17 protein-coding genes are annotated in these 17,241 nt (G+C 47.6%); 3 read left to right on the forward strand and 14 right to left on the reverse strand.

Features of this window, described 5'->3' with window-relative positions; genetic code table 11:
• Positions 1-36: 36 nt before the first annotated feature.
• The 4 genes from F3J22_RS23230 to F3J22_RS23245 are packed head-to-tail and all read right to left on the reverse strand — an operon-like array spanning position 37 to position 3,333.
• A complete protein-coding gene (locus F3J22_RS23230) occupies positions 37-1,065 on the reverse strand; it encodes a hypothetical protein (RefSeq protein WP_167020313.1) in 1,029 nt (342 codons plus the stop codon).
• Positions 1,066-1,072: 7 nt separating this feature from the next.
• A complete protein-coding gene (locus F3J22_RS23235; protein ID WP_167020314.1) occupies positions 1,073-1,819 on the reverse strand; it encodes a hypothetical protein in 747 nt (248 codons plus the stop codon).
• A gap of 20 nt (positions 1,820-1,839) precedes the next feature.
• Entirely contained in the window at positions 1,840-2,625 is a 786-nt protein-coding gene (locus F3J22_RS23240; RefSeq protein WP_167020315.1) for an HmuY family protein, read from the reverse strand.
• Between the two features lie 24 nt (positions 2,626-2,649).
• The gene (locus tag F3J22_RS23245) at positions 2,650-3,333 is read right to left on the reverse strand and encodes an HmuY family protein (RefSeq protein WP_167020316.1); all 684 of its coding nucleotides are present in this window, start codon (positions 3,331-3,333) and stop codon (positions 2,650-2,652) included.
• 423 nt (positions 3,334-3,756) lie between these two features.
• Here F3J22_RS23245 and F3J22_RS23250 point away from each other — a divergent pair, with 423 nt between their 5' ends.
• Both F3J22_RS23250 and F3J22_RS30690 read left to right on the forward strand, forming a co-directional pair.
• A complete protein-coding gene (locus F3J22_RS23250; RefSeq protein WP_167020317.1) occupies positions 3,757-4,086 on the forward strand; it encodes an antibiotic biosynthesis monooxygenase in 330 nt (109 codons plus the stop codon).
• Entirely contained in the window at positions 4,086-4,220 is a 135-nt protein-coding gene (locus F3J22_RS30690; RefSeq protein WP_167020318.1) for an alanyl-tRNA synthetase, read from the forward strand. Before F3J22_RS23250 ends, F3J22_RS30690 begins: the two co-directional genes overlap by 1 nt.
• A gap of 412 nt (positions 4,221-4,632) precedes the next feature.
• On the opposite strand, the gene F3J22_RS23260 is transcribed toward F3J22_RS30690, so the two are convergent.
• Positions 4,633-5,622 (reverse strand): helix-turn-helix transcriptional regulator, encoded by a 990-nt coding sequence (locus F3J22_RS23260; protein ID WP_167020319.1) that lies wholly within the window; start codon positions 5,620-5,622, stop codon positions 4,633-4,635.
• Positions 5,623-5,894: 272 nt separating this feature from the next.
• On the opposite strand from F3J22_RS23260, the gene F3J22_RS23265 reads away from it, so the two are divergent.
• Positions 5,895-8,024 carry a TonB-dependent siderophore receptor gene (locus F3J22_RS23265; protein ID WP_167020320.1) on the forward strand — a complete coding sequence of 710 codons (2,130 nt, stop codon included), beginning with the start codon at positions 5,895-5,897 and terminating at the stop codon, positions 8,022-8,024.
• Positions 8,025-8,168: 144 nt separating this feature from the next.
• Here F3J22_RS23265 and F3J22_RS23270 read toward each other — a convergent pair whose 3' ends face one another.
• The 9 genes from F3J22_RS23270 to F3J22_RS23310 all read right to left on the reverse strand — a co-directional run bounded on the left by F3J22_RS23270 (position 8,169) and on the right by F3J22_RS23310 (position 17,183).
• Positions 8,169-8,852, reverse strand: coding sequence for an ABC transporter ATP-binding protein (locus F3J22_RS23270; protein ID WP_167020321.1), 684 nt, complete (start codon positions 8,850-8,852; stop codon positions 8,169-8,171).
• Between the two features lie 10 nt (positions 8,853-8,862).
• Positions 8,863-10,107: an FtsX-like permease family protein gene (locus F3J22_RS23275; protein WP_167020322.1), complete on the reverse strand. Its 1,245-nt coding sequence runs from the start codon at positions 10,105-10,107 to the stop codon at positions 8,863-8,865.
• Positions 10,108-10,110: 3 nt separating this feature from the next.
• Entirely contained in the window at positions 10,111-11,211 is a 1,101-nt protein-coding gene (locus tag F3J22_RS23280; protein WP_167020323.1) for an efflux RND transporter periplasmic adaptor subunit, read from the reverse strand.
• 3 nt (positions 11,212-11,214) lie between these two features.
• Positions 11,215-12,528 (reverse strand): TolC family protein, encoded by a 1,314-nt coding sequence (locus tag F3J22_RS23285; protein ID WP_167020324.1) that lies wholly within the window; start codon positions 12,526-12,528, stop codon positions 11,215-11,217.
• A gap of 173 nt (positions 12,529-12,701) precedes the next feature.
• Positions 12,702-13,463 (reverse strand): LytTR family DNA-binding domain-containing protein, encoded by a 762-nt coding sequence (locus F3J22_RS23290; protein WP_167020325.1) that lies wholly within the window; start codon positions 13,461-13,463, stop codon positions 12,702-12,704.
• Positions 13,460-14,467 (reverse strand): histidine kinase, encoded by a 1,008-nt coding sequence (locus F3J22_RS30880; RefSeq protein WP_167020326.1) that lies wholly within the window; start codon positions 14,465-14,467, stop codon positions 13,460-13,462. The genes F3J22_RS23290 and F3J22_RS30880 overlap by 4 nt, the downstream gene beginning before the upstream one ends.
• A gap of 80 nt (positions 14,468-14,547) precedes the next feature.
• A complete protein-coding gene (locus F3J22_RS23300) occupies positions 14,548-15,210 on the reverse strand; it encodes a hypothetical protein (RefSeq protein WP_167020327.1) in 663 nt (220 codons plus the stop codon).
• 4 nt (positions 15,211-15,214) lie between these two features.
• Positions 15,215-15,688 (reverse strand): hypothetical protein, encoded by a 474-nt coding sequence (locus F3J22_RS23305; protein ID WP_167020328.1) that lies wholly within the window; start codon positions 15,686-15,688, stop codon positions 15,215-15,217.
• An 82-nt stretch (positions 15,689-15,770) separates the two neighbouring features.
• Positions 15,771-17,183 carry a serine hydrolase gene (locus F3J22_RS23310; RefSeq protein WP_167020329.1) on the reverse strand — a complete coding sequence of 471 codons (1,413 nt, stop codon included), beginning with the start codon at positions 17,181-17,183 and terminating at the stop codon, positions 15,771-15,773.
• Positions 17,184-17,241: the final 58 nt, after the last annotated feature.

Here is a 17,241-nt window from a genome sequence, read left to right on the forward strand (position 1 = left end):
AAAGAAGTGGTTTCCTGCTGTAAGGGTTATTTATTGTCAGTCTGTAATTGTAATAGTTGCACTGCCGGGAACATCTGCATATACCTTCTTCACGTTCATCCAGTTCCATCCCGGGAAATAGTCGCTGGTACGCAGTTGTATGAACATACCTTTATCTGTATAGGCGCCCAGCTGGTAGGTGCCCGTTGGGAAGTTTGCCGGCACCTGATAGGTAGCCGTAGTAGCGGTAAAGCTGACCATTTTCAACGTTCCCAGCTCAACAACTGCCCAGGTGGCCGAATAGGCCCATACACGGGCATCCTGCATGTCCGTAAAACCGGTGCCTTTAAAGGTGATCTCCGCACCACGTTTGATACTCACCGCTTCATTCAGCGTGGTGGCCTGTGGTTTCATCGTGGCAGGGTACAATACCCCGGCCACTGCAGCAGCGGTGGTGAAAGTAACGGCGCCACTGGTAAACTTCAGCTTATAGGCTCCCGGTTTAACCGCTTCATTATCGGGTATGGTGAGATCAATGTAGGGAACATTGTTGCGTGTGGCAAAAGCCACAGACAATAAGGTTTCCTTACCATCCGAACCAACCAGTGCTGCTTTTGTAACAGTGGCATCTTCTACCAGGTATTTCACGTCTTTATTGGTATTGATGGATATTACCCCTCCTTTCACCGCAGCATAAGAAGCATTTTCATTTACCTGAATGCCGGGTTGATTGATGATGAGCTTCAGGAAATAGGCTTTCTTACTGCCATCTGCTGCGGTAACGGTATACTTTGTGCCCGTAGCCAGCGCGATAGCTGTGCCTGATGCAGGCGTAATGGTGGCCTTTCCCGATACTTTTATCTCAGGCATTACCGTGGCAGGCTGGCTGATATAGGAAGGCCAGTATATCAGGATGCTATCGCCATCCACAGCACCCAACATCATTGTGTTGGCCGATGTGGCAACACTGAACGATTCGATTTCCTTATACGGAGAAGGCGCATATTCCGTCTCTTTCCTGCAACCGGTCAGCCATGCTGCTGCTGCGAGGGTCATAATTTTTATATAGGTAGATGAATGGTGCATGTACTACTTATTTTTTGTTGAGAACATTGATACGAACAGGATTTTTCATCGTGATTACCTTTGCATAATTGTACAGTCGCACCTTATACAATCCAGTAGCAGCAAGGTCTTTAACAATGGGATCCTGCTGGTCCTGGTACCTGGAGATACTGAAACCTACCATAGTCAGGTCGTTGGTATTGGTACTGGAGAAATATACCGGTGCTGTTTCTTTTCCCTGTTCGTTCACCAGCACGATTTTCATCATATCGTTGGATGAAGCAAATCCTTTACCATAGAGGTTTATACCGATACTGGAATAAATACCGTTCATATCCAGCGTATATTCGGCAGGGTTAGCAGGGTCGGTGGTAAGCTCCTGCAATTCCATGTCTGGTTGCTGTGCGATGATATGCAGCGTATATACTCTGGCGTTACCAGCTGTATTTTTTACAGTGTATTTAATGTCCCGTCCATTCTGAAAAACAGCAGGCAGGTCTTCAATCATTGTACCGGTGGCAGGCGTAACGGTGGCGCCGGCGCTTACCTTTATCTGTGGCTCCAATGTGGCCAGCTGCCTGTAAAAGGGCAGATAAAGACTGATCGTGGTATCATTATGCTGAATGGCGCCATAGATAGGATCTCCCTGTACATTTACGATTTTATATTCCAGCATCAGGTTAGTGGCGGCTGCTTCATAAGGCACTGTTTCCGTTTTCGTACAGGCACATAGCAGGCCGATACCAGCTATACATCGCAGGTATAAATGTTTCATAATCATTTGTGAGCTATTTATTATTGTATATCCAGGTTGGTGCTACCATCCATCTGGATGGCATACCGGAAGGTCACATAGCCGGGTTTATTGTCGCGGCTGGGGTCCTGTGGATTATCTTTATAGATATTTTCAATGATGATTTTAGCGTAATGTCCTTTAGTAGTTTTCACGATCATCACTCTCGGCAAGGCATATACGACGTGAGTTTTTTTATCATTGCCCGGGAACAGGGAACCGTAGAAGTCGTAGTACCCCCAGCCGTCAAATTCATTTTGAAAATGGTCGAGGCCAGCGTCGCGGGTAAGTAGTTTGTCGTCAGTAACAGGTACTGTTTTCAGGGCTTTGAAAGCGGTTGTCCACAGGTCGCGCGGAATGGGCAGCGACTTAGGTTTGAAGTTGACCGTGTCATAATACTGCGCATCGAATTTCCGGTCTGTGACAACATAAATTTTAGCGCTGCCGGGGCCACCGAATCCAGGAGAACCCGCAGCAGCACCGTTATTAGGATATATGCTGCTGTTATAAATTCCGTAGAAAACGATGTCCCAGTTATTGGTCTGGCGTTGTGCCGCAGGAATCACCTTATTCTGTTCGAGGCTGTAGTACAATGCTTCGGCATTGCTTCCGGAGGATGCACTGGTATCAGCGACCAGGTTTACCACCTGGTACACGCCTGTTTTCACCGTACCATCGGCGGGTCCGGGAGATACGTTATTATCTTTATCTTCTTTCGAACATGCACTCAGCAGCACTGCTATGAGCATAACATTGGCAGACCGCCATTTTAATCGCGATAGCTTCATAAAAAATTTCTATAAAAACTGATGTTATTTATTACGCAGGTCCCTGCTGCCATCTTCCTGAACAAAATACCGGAAAGTGATGTATGGCGCGGGCCAGAACAAATCTGTTACCACCGGCGGATTTCCTTTGTAGATATTCAGCAATTCCAGTTTGGCGAACTTTCCTGTGGCCGTTTTTATTACAAACGTGCGGTTTCTGACGGGCACGCATATATGATTATTCAAGGAATAGAAGAACCAGCCGTAGCCGTTGCCATTGTCCCACCCTACTCCTGCCAGTCCCTGCGACTGGAATATTTCTTCCGAAGGGGCTGTTGTCACCTGGTCGAAGGGTTTTTCCACGATAACCAGTCTGCCAACCCCTGGACCGCCATAACCGGGCGTTCCGGCGATGGTGCCGTTATTGGTAACCACATAGGAATTATATTCTTTGGAGAAGGCGATGTCCCAGTTGGTATTTTTCAGGTACTGCGTAGAGTCGGCCGCGTTATGAATGGTATGATGTTCTTTTGTGTTCAGGTTAAAGGTCACCGTGTAGAAGGGTCTTGATTGTTTGCCATCCACACCTTCTCCCATAGCGGCGGTAGTATCGGCTGGCAGATCGGAGACCGTTATGGCGCGATCTGTTGACTGTGGCGTGTTATCTGCAGATTTGGAGCAGGATGCCAGTGAGAGGATGATTAGTGAAAAGCAAATAAGATTCTTCATACAGCGAGATCATAGTTGAATGGATGATGCAAAATTGAGGGTTTATGATGACCATGTTCGGAGAATTAGCAACCCGTTAAGGAAAACGTCGTTCCTGTTGTGGATCAACGCGATTTTTCTTTTTTCAAACCTGTGATGCCGAAGGCATCACAGGTTTGAAAAGTGGGCGATACCCCCCGGCCCCCGATTTAGAAAGGAGCAAATGATGGCGGCGGCGAACTTCGGCCCTGGTGTAGATTTGAGCCCCTGACGGCGGGCGCTCCCTCTATCCCCCGATTTTGATATAGCGGGAATGATGGACGGGCGAACCGCTTATTCAGGCCGAAAATTGTTTCTCCCGAAATGGTAAGTGAAAATTCCGGATTCGGTTCATGACATTCAAATGACAATTATACCTTTGATATCTCAACAAAAAAATTTAAAATGAATAAGAATTTTGTAGCGATCAATTACATACAATGCAACGAAGAATATACCGCAAGATTTGAACAGTTGTTTGCTTCCCGTGCCCACGCCATTGACACCATGCCGGGTTTCATCAATATGCATGTACTGCGCCCTGCCAGGCCAGGCGATGACTACCTCATCGTCAGCTACTGGGAAAATGAACAGGCATTTAAAGACTGGACAAAATCAGAAGCATTTATCGCCGGACATAAACGCGGGTTCGAAGACCTCGCAAAAGCCAAAGCAGAAGGCAAGCCGGCGCCCATGCGGAGCGACTTTAAAATATACCAGGTAATAAGTGAATAATGTCTACATCTACTAAAAAGGAAAAAATATACCTGTGGCTGAAACGCCTTGGATTCTGGGGATTTATGTTCTTCCTGATCAAAGGATTGATATGGCTGGTGTTTTTCTACTGGGTAGCAAAAGAAGTGCCTTGAGCTTAATGGGTTTATTCTCTTAAATCGATGTATCAAAAGTATTTCATCTAATTAATGTTAAAAAATAACACAGATTGCAATAGCCTATTGTTTATCTGTGTTATTTTTTTGCAACTGATACCTTCGGTATCAGTTGGTTGGTTCCGCGCTGCGCGCGGTGGGCTTTCGCCCGATGATCAACTTTCGATGCATCAATTTTGTATATCGTTAACGCTTCATGATGCCTGGAGAGAATCCAAAATGCTTTTTGAAGGCGCGCAGTGGGCTTTCGCCCGGTGATCAACTTTCGATGCATCAATTTTGTATATCGTTAACGCTTCATAATTCCCGGAGAGAATCCAAAATGGTTTTTGAAGGCGCGCGGTGGCTTTCGCCCGATGATCAACTTTTGTTGCTTCAATTTTGTATATCGTTAACGCTTCATGATGCCTGGAGAGAAACCGAAATGTTTTTTGAAAGCACGCGTGAAATGCGCAGTATGCTTATATCCGGAGAGGTAAGCCACTTCTGAAACGCTCTTCCCTTCTGTCAGCAATTCGCGTGCATGTGTCATTTTAATATTTTGCAGATAGCCGTATACGGTAGTGCCAAACACCTGCTTAAAGTGACTTTTCAGGTAAGCGTCGTTGGTACCCACCTGATGAGATAAATCTATCAGGGTACAAGGACTATTAATATTCCTGATAATGATATCCCTTGCCAGGTGCATCCTTTCAATATCTTCTTTCTTTAAAGCCCTGGCCGTCGTTTCTTTTTTCTTCAATCCTGCTATTTCTTCGTAATGTGTCAGCTGAATGGCCAGCAGTTCCGTTGTTTTTGCCTTCAGGTACAATTGCTTATAACGGCCGTCCAGCGGGCAGTTGAGCATATCATACAAAATAGTGCTGATATTGGCAGATAAAGGCAGATTGTTTTCACTCAGCTGTACCGGCATATTACGCTGCAGGCTTTCCTGGAAAATGGGGTACAGCGGATGTTCTTCCGGCATCATATTGAGCAGCAACTCAGGCGTCATGCCCAGCTCGAAGATCTCCAGCGGCTCATCAGCTTTCCAGCTAAGCTGTATATCCTGTTCGGGGAAAAACAGATAGTTATACTGTTGTTTTCCGACCGTAGCCAATATACGACTACCATTATCCACCCTATAACTCTTACTCCCACTCAGCGTATAGCTCAGTTGCAGGAACGGCTGCTGATTGGCAAACACCACGCTTCCGTCCTTGTCGGAACGGATATTATAATAGCCCAGGTTAATACCGTCAGGAGTCAGAACCTCCTGAACAGTACCGGTATGCCCCGCCTGTGTAAGTGCATGTTTACGCTGGCGCAGCGTTTCACTTCCACTGATATTAAAAGGGCAGGCATCGAATAGCATCGTTTGGGCAGATAAAATTGCAGACAATGGTGTTTATATTAATTACAGAATAGGTGAACACAGCAATATTAAGGGATTAGCAGCCTTGATCACTTTCGCAAACGGGAACTTGTTTTGTCGATATGGGAAAAACCTTTGTCATGCTACATCTGACAAAACTATATTTCCGTTTATGGTAAAACATTTTCCCCCTCAGCACCCCGGCCACAGCCCTGTATTCTCCGTATCGGGTAAGACTTTCTCCAAGACAGACCAACGGCAAACAAGACCTTTGCGATTTTAACGTAGTTCAGATACTGATGCTGCATACATTACTCCTGCTGCTGCCTTTTCTGTCAGACAGCACCCGCCAGACATCCGCTATTCCCGGTGATACCACCAATAATATCGGTATTCACCATTTAAAGGGAATACAGGTGCAGGCATCTTCCTATAAAAAATCCGATGATCTCATCAACATAAAAAAAATTGCCAACCCTACACTGGTGATCGATGCCAAAACCATACAACAAATGGGCAGCCGCCGGCTGGATGAAGTATTAAGAGAACAAACCGGCATGGCCGTTGTCAGCGACCTTGGCGCCGGCAACCGCAGCATAGGCATACAAATGCAAGGTTTCAGCTCTGCCTACGTGCTGGTATTGCTCAATGGCCTCCCACTCTCCGGCCGCTTCAATGAAAATTTTGATATCTCACGGCTAAGCATACACGATATTCAGCGTATTGAAATTATTAAAGGCGCATCAAGTAGTTTGTATGGCAGTGAAGCATTGGGCGGTGTGATCAATATCATTACCCGGCCAACGGTAACATCAGCCGCAGCCAGTGTTTCCGCCCTGTATGGCAGCTTCCATACAGCAGATATCAGTGCCAGCGCAGCCATGCCTTTTGCACAACAGAAAGGCAGTATGCAGCTCCAGGCAGACTACTACCGTACCGCAGGATTTAATGTCAATAACCAATACCTGCAAAGCGGACAGACCTCTCCACCCTATAGCAGCTATACGCTGCAAAGCAGGAGCTCCTGGCAGCTGAATCAACACAACACCCTGCAGTTCAGCGGCAGGTATGCCAGCCGCAATTCAGTGATGGACCGATCGTACGGCGCACAGCCCTTCCGCGACAGATTGCAGGAAAATGACCTGAATGCAGCACTGGTATTGAATACAAACGTAAACGAGCATACGCAATTACTGACAAGATATTACTTCACCTGGTACCAGACAGACCAGTCGGTCAAAATCAACGATAGCGGAAAACTGCTACAGGAAAATGATTTCTCTCAAAACATTCACCGGCTGGAACTACAAGGGAGCAGCGACTACCTGGAGAACAAACTCCAGTTTACCGGTGGCGTAGGCGGAGAGCTACAGCAACTCGTGCAGGTGCAGCGGGTGCCGGCACAAACGAATTACTTCGGCTATGTGCAGGCAAATTACCAATGGAAGTCGGGGTACGCACTGGTAGCAGGCGTAAGGTATGATGGCAACAGTTTTTACGGCGGCCGGTTCAATCCCAGTATAGGCGGCACCGTTACCCCGGTGAAATGGCTGGAACTGAAAGCCTCCGTTGGGCAGGGGTTTAAATCGCCCACCTATGCACAGTCGTACCAGCTGTTTACCAATATCACACAGGGTTATACCGTTGCGGGCGCCAATATATTCACGCAGGCCGTGGCCGACCTGAAAAAGGCAGGACTCCTGCAATCGGTATGGGACAATGCCGGCCGCATTCAACCACTGCAGCCGGAAACAGCCACCAGCTATAACCTGACGGCCACCTTCCGGCCTGGTTCGCGTATAACCGTTGCCGTTAATGGGTTTTATAATAACATCCGTCACCTCATCAATACAGAACAGGTGGGCATTATGCGCAACGGGCAACAATTATTTTCCTACCTCAACCTGGGCAGGGCATATACAACCGGACTCGAAGCCTCTATGGAAATCAGGCCGGTACAGGACCTTAAAATCACCGGAGGCTACCAGTACCTGATAGCAAAGAATAAAGATGTGGAAGACAGCATCCGCGCGGGTGCGGGGGCCTATGCAAAGGTGCGGGCAGAGAATGGCATCCGTGCCGCCACTGTGGGAGACTATTTTGGCTTACCGAACAGAAGCAGGCATATGGCCAATATACAGGCCTATTATACCTGGGCGCCGTGGAAGCTAAGTATTTCTCTCCGGGCTACCTACCGGGGCAAATATGGCTTCCTGGACCTCGACAATAACGGTTATATCGATCGCTACGATGTTTTCGTGAAGGGCTATACGCTGTTATACTTTTCTGTACAGAAACGACTGTGGAAAGATAAACTGGAGCTGAAGTGCAGCATTGATAACGTTACCGGCTATACAGATTACCTGATGCCGGCACAGCCAGGGCGGATGATCACCGGTGGATTCACCTGGCATTTTATAAAAAGATAAGTCTCTACCTTATAGAGACTTATCGCTTTGATAATTGCTAAATGTCAGATTGCTAATTGTGCTTAGGAAAACTTCGCACCGCCATAAAAACGCAGTGGCGCAGTAAATTGTTATGTCGTTAACAAAAATTAACGAAATCCCTGTTTACCGGCCATGGTGGATGATATGACCATCCATCATTTCAATGACCCTGTCGCTGCGCATGGCGAAGTCGTTATCATGGGTGACGGTGATAATCGTCTTGTGCTCTTCTGCCGCCAGCCGCTTGAAAATATCGAAGACAACCGCCGTATTCTTACTGTCGAGGTTGCCAGTAGGTTCATCCCCCATAATAATAGCCGGATTGTTGATGAGTGCCCGGGCGATGGCTACACGCTGCTGCTGGCCGCCGGAAATACGCGAAGCCGCCTTCAGGGCCTGCTCTCCCACTCCCAGATTTTTCAGATGCTCATAAGCGTTATGCTCTATCTCCTCCCGGGTTTTATGCCCCAGTCTCAATGCCGGGATCATCACATTTTTCAGGCAGCTGAAGTCGGGCAACAGGTAATGAAACTGGAAAACGAAGCCCAGGTGTTCATTACGAAAAGCTGCCAGCGCATTCTGTCCTTTACCAGTGACAGGCTCACCATTCAGGCTCAGCATACCTTCATAGTCGGTATCCATGGTAGACAGGATGTACAGCAGCGTAGACTTACCGCAACCAGACTTCCCTGTGATGGATACGAATTCCCCTTTATCGACTTCAAAGCTGAGGTCTTGCAACGCCCTGAATTTCTCAGGTGCATCAAAGTATTTATTGATTTTTTCTGCTTTCAGTGCCGTGTTCATACGCTTTCATTTATCCTCTGATAATCTGTACAGGGTCTACTTTGGAGGCTTTGAGTGCCGGGATATAGCCTGCGAAAAAGGCTGTCACTATTCCAAACAGGCCACCCTGGAAATAGATAGGCCATTCGAAGGCCATCGGCAGATAGGCCACACTGCCCAATCCGAGGTATATCCTGGAAACCGCCAGGGAAATGAGCCATCCGAAGAGCATACCTGTTATTACGCCAATAAGCCCTATCAGGAGTGCCTGACGTATAAAGATGCCCGTTACATGTGCACCCTGGAAGCCAGTGGCTTTAAGAATGGCGATTTCCTTGATCTTTTCATAGATAACCATATTCAGGATATTATAGATCCCGAAGCCGGCCACCACCAGGATCGTGATCACCATGGCATTGGCAATTACATTACGAATGATTTGCCCGGCAAGTGCCTGCTGGTTGCTGGTTTGCCAGGTCTCTACCGTATAGCCGGTACGTGCCTGCATAGCGGCTGCAATATCTTTTGTCTGCTTATGATCTTTTATGTTGATGTAGATGTCTGTTATATAACTTCTGTCTTTCTGCAACAACTGTTGTGAGATGGCGATATTAGCATAGCTTTTGGTATTATCTACCGCCTTGATGGTGGTTTTGAATATACCGGTAACGGTTAAACGTTTTCTGATACCATTGGAGGCAGTCAGTGTGATATAGTCTCCTTTTTTCAGGTTAAGTTTTTCCGCGAGCCCTGACCCTATCATGATACCCTGCTGGTTATCCTGTAAATCCCTTACTGTACCGGATATCATGGTACTGGTGATATCAAACATCTTGTCCTGCTCTGCTACACTGATCCCGTAAACGCTGCCGTTTTCCTGTACGTTGCCACTGGAATAGATCACATTGGCACTCACCTGTTTACTGATAGCCGTTACCTCCGGCCAGCTGCGGAGCTGCTGCATCACCGCATCAGGATTGGTAATACGGTTATCGCTGTATACCAGCTGCGGATTACTGATCAGGTTATACGTTTTTTTGCCCAGGTATTTATTCAGCATATCCGGACTACTCATTTCATTATCGTGGTAGAGACGCAGGTGCGGCGTACTGTTCAGCATGATCTTCTCCGACCAGTCGTTGGTACCTTTGATCAGCGAGTTCATAAAGATAAACATACTGATGCCGAAGGTTACTCCCAACGCCGCTACGATCGTTTGTTTCGGCCTGGAGGTAAGGTAGGTGAACGCAATCTCTGTATTAATATTTCGCTTCATACATCAGTATGCTTTTAATAATTTATCAGACATACTTACACCCTGCAGGATTTCTACCCAATCAGTAGATATGATGCCCGGCTTCACCAGTATGGTATCGTTCTTTTTATCGTTGCGTACGATCACCTTATTATCCGGGCTTAAACAGGACCTTGGCACCAGCAGGGCTTTATCCTTGCTGCCAACGATAATGTTGGCCTGTAGCAATGTGCCGTTGATCAGGCGGGCCGGCAGACTGTCGAAGATCGCTTCCACCTTGTAAGCCTGGAGGTTATCATCGTACTGCGGGTATATCCTGGAGATATGCGCTGTATAGGTATTACTTTTTTCGGTATTGAGCGCTACCAGCACTTTTTGTTGCAGCTGTACTTTAGCGATGCTGGTTTCATCAATATTCAGCACCACGATCATGCTGTCAGGATTGCCCAGCATGGCTACCACTTCACCTTTTTTTACGAAGTCACCCTTGCGTTTGAGCAGCGTATATACTTTATAGTTACCCGGTGCTACGAGGTTATAGTATTGGGTATTGGCGGCGGCAGTCTGCTGTGAACTACGGCTGTTTACTACCGACTGCTGCAGGTTTAGCTTCGTTGCTGCAATATTCTGACTGATCGCCTCTACATTGGCAACGGCGTTATCGTAGGCCAGCTTTGCATTGTCGGCATCCAGTTTAGAAACGGAATGCGTGGCCAGCAGCCGTGCCATACGGTCGTACTGTGTTTGATTGTTCAGCAGGGTTTGTTCTGCGGAACGGAGCTGTGCCTGCAATTGTTGCAGCACGCCGGAAGCTGCGGAAGCCTGTTGCTGTGAGATATGCAGGTTTTCGGTGGCGGCCTGCTGCTGTATGGCCGAAGTGGTATTATCCTGTTGTACCACCAGTTGACCATTTTTTACGAGGTCGCCTTCCGTTACCGGCACTTCACGGATATAGCCATCGAAGTAGGCCATCAGCGAAAACTGTTTACCAGCCTCAATATGGCCGGGTGCGAATACCGCTTCTGTTATTGGCGCCGTCACCGGCGACACATAGGTTTCAGTTTTCCCTTTACAGGAAATGATTCCAACAGCTAAAACACTAACAGTAATTATTTTCCGGTTCATTGTTTATTGAAATTTTGTCTGACGTACCTGCATATTATATTCCTGTATGAAATAGTCGCTCATACTTTGCAGGTAATCGTTTTGATTGGTGATCAGGTCAGCGAATACTTTTAATCTGTCGTCGAGGGAGATAATACCTTCCTGTAGCTGCAGCGTGGCATGCTCGTCATTTTTGCGGTAGAGGTCAAGGATATCTCTTGCCCGCAAAAAGGCCTGCTGTGCGCTGTGGTAGCTGATCAGGAGGTTTTCGTCACTGATCTGCGATTGCAGGCGGGCATTATCATATAACAATTGCTTATTGCTGTAATCTGTTTTGTTCTTAGCGATTTCATAGCGTTTGGTATTGCCGCTGAATACGGGTACCGACAGTCGCAGTCCCCAGTATTGTGCCGGCGTGTTACTACTGTTTTCAAACTTCACGAACTGGTTGGCAGCGATCTGTGTACTGTACTGATAAAAGGCCGACAACACAGGCGTCAGTGCAGCCCTGGAATTGCGCAGGGTATTCTTAGAAAGCTGCAACTGCGTATAGGCGATACGTATAGCAGGATCTTCTTCAAAAACATTTTTACCGGCAGCCTGTAATTCAGTAGCAGAGAGTACCGTAGCCAGGGCCAGACTATCCTTAATATTCAGCATCAGTTTCAGGTTATTGAGTTGTACAGCCTGTTGCTGCAGGGCGATATCCTGATTTTTCACGGCCTTCTCCCTGTTGATCTTTGCGGTATTCAGGGTTACTTCGCTGATCTGTCCATCTTTGTATTTATTGTCAGATAGTTCATAAATAGCAGATGTAGTGCGAAGATTTTCCTGGGAGAGATGCGCGGCTTCCCTGAGGAGCAGGTAAGAATAGTAGGCATTTGCCAGTTGAGTATAGAGATCTGCTTTTGTTTTGGCCATATTCTGTGCAGCGAGTTCCTCATTTAGTCTGGCGGCTTTGATATGGAACCAGTCCTGTGTATTTAATATATTCAGCTGTGCCGCGATGGCGCCATTATAAATATATTTCGTCCCAAAAGCCACCTGGGTAAAGGTTCCGGGCGGTGCCGCCGAATTGAACAGGTTGGCTGGTATCAGCGTTGACTGAATTTTCACGTTATCCGTGAATCCGCCGGTGGCTGTCACCGTTGGCAGCAGTGCGCCATAGGCCTGCTTTACATTGTCGGACGCCATGCTTTGGTTACCAGCGGCCGTCAGCAGCTGGATGTTGTTTTTGTCGGCATAGCGCCATATCTCTTCCAGGGAATTGAACCTGACCTGTGCGCCGGCGAAGCGGGAAAGGCATAGGCAACCCAGTAAAAATAGCGTACGTTTCATATGTAAGGAATACAGGCGCCGTCAGCTGGTTTGTATAACAGTAACGAATGCACGAAAAATCATTGTTGTTATGCTGGCGGCTCCTGTTATTTATATCGTAAAGTTGTGGCAATATTCATTTATCAGGAAACAGTTTATGTGTCAGGCGGGCAATTTGATCACTAAAGCGGACATCAGCTGGCTTCCATCCATTGCAATAACTGCGCGGCACGAGCCTTGCTAACTACCACTGTTTCGGCTGTTTCTACCGTCAGCTGCAGTACTAGCTTACGCGCAAAAAACCTGGCAGCATTGGCGATCGCGTGCCGGTTGATCAGAAACTGCCGGTTGGCACGAAAAAACAAAGCCGGATCAATCATCTTCTCCAGCTCATCCAGCGAGGATGACAGCAGGTAGTGATGGTGTTGAAAGGTAGTCAGGTGTACCTGAGATTTATCCAGGTAGAAGCAGGCAATATCTTTTACCTGTACAGGGATGATCTTATCTTTTTCATATACCAGCAGGGCTGATTTATAACTTACTTTCAGCTGTCCCATCAGGTTTTGCAGTTGTTCCTGCGCCACCGGCGACTGAAATACCGCCTTCATATCCTGGTACTTCTGCAATGCCTTGCTCACCTTCTCCCTGGTGATTGGTTTGAGGAGGTAGCTCAGGGCATTGGTATCAAAGGCATTCATCAGGTATTCATCAAAAGCGGTGCAGAAGATAACCGGGCTTTGCACTTCCTGCTGACGGAATATGTCAAAACACAGGCCATCAGCCAGCTGTATATCGGAGAAGATCAGGTCTGGTGCAGGATTTCCCTGGAGCCAGGCGACACTTTGTTCTATTGAATCAGTGGTAGCCAACACGGTTATCTCCCCATCCAGCTCCTGGAGTATGGATGCCAGCTCCCTCGCTGCTTTTGCTTCATCTTCAATAATCAGTACTTTCATCTTATCACGGGTAGTTTAACAGTAAATGCCGCGGGTGTTTTTTCAATGACGATATCCATCTCACAGAGGAGGCGGTAGCGTTGCATGATATTACTGAGTCCATTCCCTGTGGTGGCTCCTACGGTCGATTTCAGCTGAAAATTATTGCTGATGACGATCCAGTCGTTCCCTTCGTTGGTGATTTGAATGGTTAGTGGTCTGGACACGCTGGCCACATTATGTTTCACCGCATTTTCTATCAGCAGCTGCAACGTCAGCGGAGGTATCTGTGTATTCAATAATGCAGGGGCAATCTGTATATCTACTACAAAGGCATCTTCCAGTCTTGTTTTTAGTATATACAGATAATTCTCCACCAGCTCCAGCTCCTGTCTGAGTGTTGCCAGATTGATATTTTTATATTGCAGCACGTACCTGTAAACATTTGCCAGTGCGTCGATAAACGACCTTGCGGCTTCTTCCTGTGTCAGGGAGTGCAGGGTGTTGAGTGTATTAAAAAGGAAGTGTGGACTGAGCTGTTCCTTGAGGGATGAAAGCGAGGCTTCCAGGCGGGTTTCTTTGAGCTGTGCAATTTCTTCTGCCTGTCGCTGGCGCAGCAGGATCATACGCAGGTAGTTGACGATAAGAAAGATGAGGGCGGAGAATTCGAAACCGCGTACCAGCAGCAGTTCCTGCTTTTGCCGGATGGTCAGCTCCTGGTACAGCAGGATGTTGTCCGTAAACTGAGAGAATGCCCAGTCGTAAGGCAGCTGGAAGATGCCCATCACAGAAACCGCCAGCAGCATGAGCCAGAACCGGGCAGCTTTACCGGTAACATCTTTCATGTTGCGGAGCATATAGATATGCGAGATCCAGCAACACATAGAGAAAAGAAAGTTATACAGCACTGTAATGGCGACCTTATCCCAGGGGATGACATCCAGTTTTACCAGTCGCGGAGAGGTGCCGATGAGCGCTACGCCCAGCGAAACGATACAACCCGGTAACCAATAGTTTTTCTTCACGACCGTAAAAATAGGGAAATAAGCGTGTTGGCATCAGGCAGGAATGATTAACCGGGCAAAATTGCCGGGGAAGCGGGCAGTTAACCATTTCCGGATGTAAGATTGCTGACCAGCTCCATCAGCGATGCGATGGTGGCAGGCTGTTTGGTTTCGGCATATTCCGTCAGCAGGTTGAGTATGGCCGTTATCCGGGCAGCCGGGCTCCCGGGAGTGGGCGCATATTTGCAGGCTACCTGCGGCTGTTGGCCTACCCGCCAGCGGGCAATATCAAAATAGGTTCCTTTCACCTTCATTCTTTCGGCAGAAGAGCGGATAGCGTTATCCAGGACGTTACCCAGCAGCTCAAAGACAGCCTGACCCTGTTGAGGCGGTAAGGTCACGGACATTTCCCTGTTGAACAGGCGGCACCAGCGGACAACTACCTCATAACCGCCGGCAACGGGTATTAACCTGCAATAGACAGCCGGGGCTTCCGGCGGGCGAACAAGAAAATACAGTTCATCATCGGCAGACTTAATATCAAAATAATTATAGTAAAAGCGAATGCTTTTAAGATCTGTGTAATTGTGGGGAGGTAGTTCAAAAAATTTATCAGCTAGAATAAGTGCTTCCTGGCGGCGTACATAGGCCGTATAGGCGTTTCTTACGGCACTGTCGGGCGTTTCTTCATCCTGCTGGAAGTAGTCGCCATATTGTGCGGTGAATTCCCTGAAAGATTCTATGTAGTCCCAGTTTCGTTCCATGGAGTTACTGATCAATTTCTTCGCTGTCGGAGAGGTCTTCCAGGCGGAGAATTTCTTTATTTCTGAAGCTGACAGCGATGCCGAAGGGGTCGCAGATGGCGAATACGCCGGCAGCAAAGCGAAGCATCCATTCTTCGTCGCCATCATAAAAGATCAGCTCCGGCATTTCCAGCGGCAATTGCGCCGCATCCGCCTCGAGATAGCGGTGTTCTTCTTCCTCCAGGTATTTCGCAGGATCTGCGGTGAAGGCCGACAAGATATGTTCCCGGGCTTTCAGGACAAATGATTCGGCAGTCAGCACCACTTCTTCCGCCATCTGAAGGGTTTCTGGGGAAATGCCTCCATTGCCGGATTGAATATATACGATCACCATATCATCGCCTGCCTCGTAGCTCCCTTCCCAGAAAATAGTATTTTCAGGCCCCTGGCCAGCTTTCAACAAACCAAACCTGGTTTCTGTAATGCTTCGTGCATTCATATATGCCGTATTTTATACAGAGAAAGATTTAATATACGACTTTTCCTGAAATGGCCAAAGATATGAATGCAGGCAGCACCTATCAGGGGGTTGTCAGCCGTTGCAAAATCAGTGCACCGTTTTTATTATCCGGGTTTAGCTGGAGTGAATGCTGGTACATCTGAATGGCTTCACTCTTACGGTTGCTTCGCATGAGTGCTTCTCCGTAACTGTCATAGGCATTCCAGCTATCGGGGAATAGATATACGACGAGCCGGAAGATGGCGGAAGCTTCCGGCAACATGCCGTTGCTCATCATACGATATGCCCAGTCGTTGAGATCATGTTCATTCAGCAGGAAGTTCTTATTTTTCTTTTGCTCCTGCTGAACAATGCCCAGTGCATTTTCAAAGCTGAAGGTATGCAGCCTGGTTTTGAGTACCGTAACCGGGTCCGCTAAAGGAATAGCGGGATTAAAATAACCGGCCAGTTCATCAATGAAATCTTCCGGGTTGGCGCCGGCAAGGTTGGTGAGTACAATGATACCCATATCATCTTCCGGGTATACGAAGAATGCGGAGCGTCCACCGCCACTGGCGGTTATGGCAGGATGTTCCGGACGGGGCTTTGTAACCCATCCCAGTGCCCATTGTGTTGGCTGTCCGTTGTTATATTTCCCTGCGGTCCACAAGGTTTTCAGAGAGCTGTCGGTCAGCAGTTTTTGCTGTTGCAGCGCCATGATCCATCCGGCAAGGTCTGTAGCAGTAGATTTTAAACCTGAAGCGGCGCGGCGGTAAGGTGCAAACACTTCATAGTTACGAGTCAGTACCGACGTATCCAGTGCAGCGCCATACATCCGCCTTGTGAAACGGTAAGTTTCCACCGCATTTGGAATGACACTGAAAAAATCGCCAAAAAGTGTATGCCGCATATCTGCTTTCCGGAAGATTTCCTGTTGATAATAAGTAGCAAACGGTCTTCCACTGAGTTTGGTAATGATTTTTGCCAGCAGGGCATAGTTGGTTTGATTATAGCTAAACTGTGTACCGGTAGGGAATTCCATCGGCATCGCTATTACTTCCTGCCATGCTTTGATTTCATCCGTTTCATCCGGCATCCGCAGAATATCCGGCAAACCGGAAACATGCGTCAGCAGCTGCAGGATGGTAACGGGTTTCCAGGCATCCGGCAAACTGTCAAGATATGCAGACACCGGTGCATGCAGGTCTACTTTCCCTGCCTGTACCAACTGCATCATGGCAACGCCGGTAAAGGCCTTTGTACAGGAATTGATGGAAAATATACTACTATCCGTTACCGGCAGATTATTTTCAATGCTGGCGATACCATAATTTTTATGGTAAACAATACGGCCACCTTTTACCACGGCCAGTTGTAAGCCGGGAATACGGCGGATACGCATTTCTCTTTTAATGATACTATCCGGATGTTCCTGTCCGGCGGCCTGAAAAACAAGACCAGTAAGAGAAAACAGTATACAGCTTAATATCTTCATACATACAGATTATTGCATTATACAAAGAAACAGGCGGTGCCTGAAAGTTGCATCTGTT

Origin of the sequence: Chitinophaga sp. Cy-1792, from assembly GCF_011752935.1 — a bacterium.
Classification (GTDB): Bacteria; Bacteroidota; Bacteroidia; order Chitinophagales; family Chitinophagaceae; genus Chitinophaga.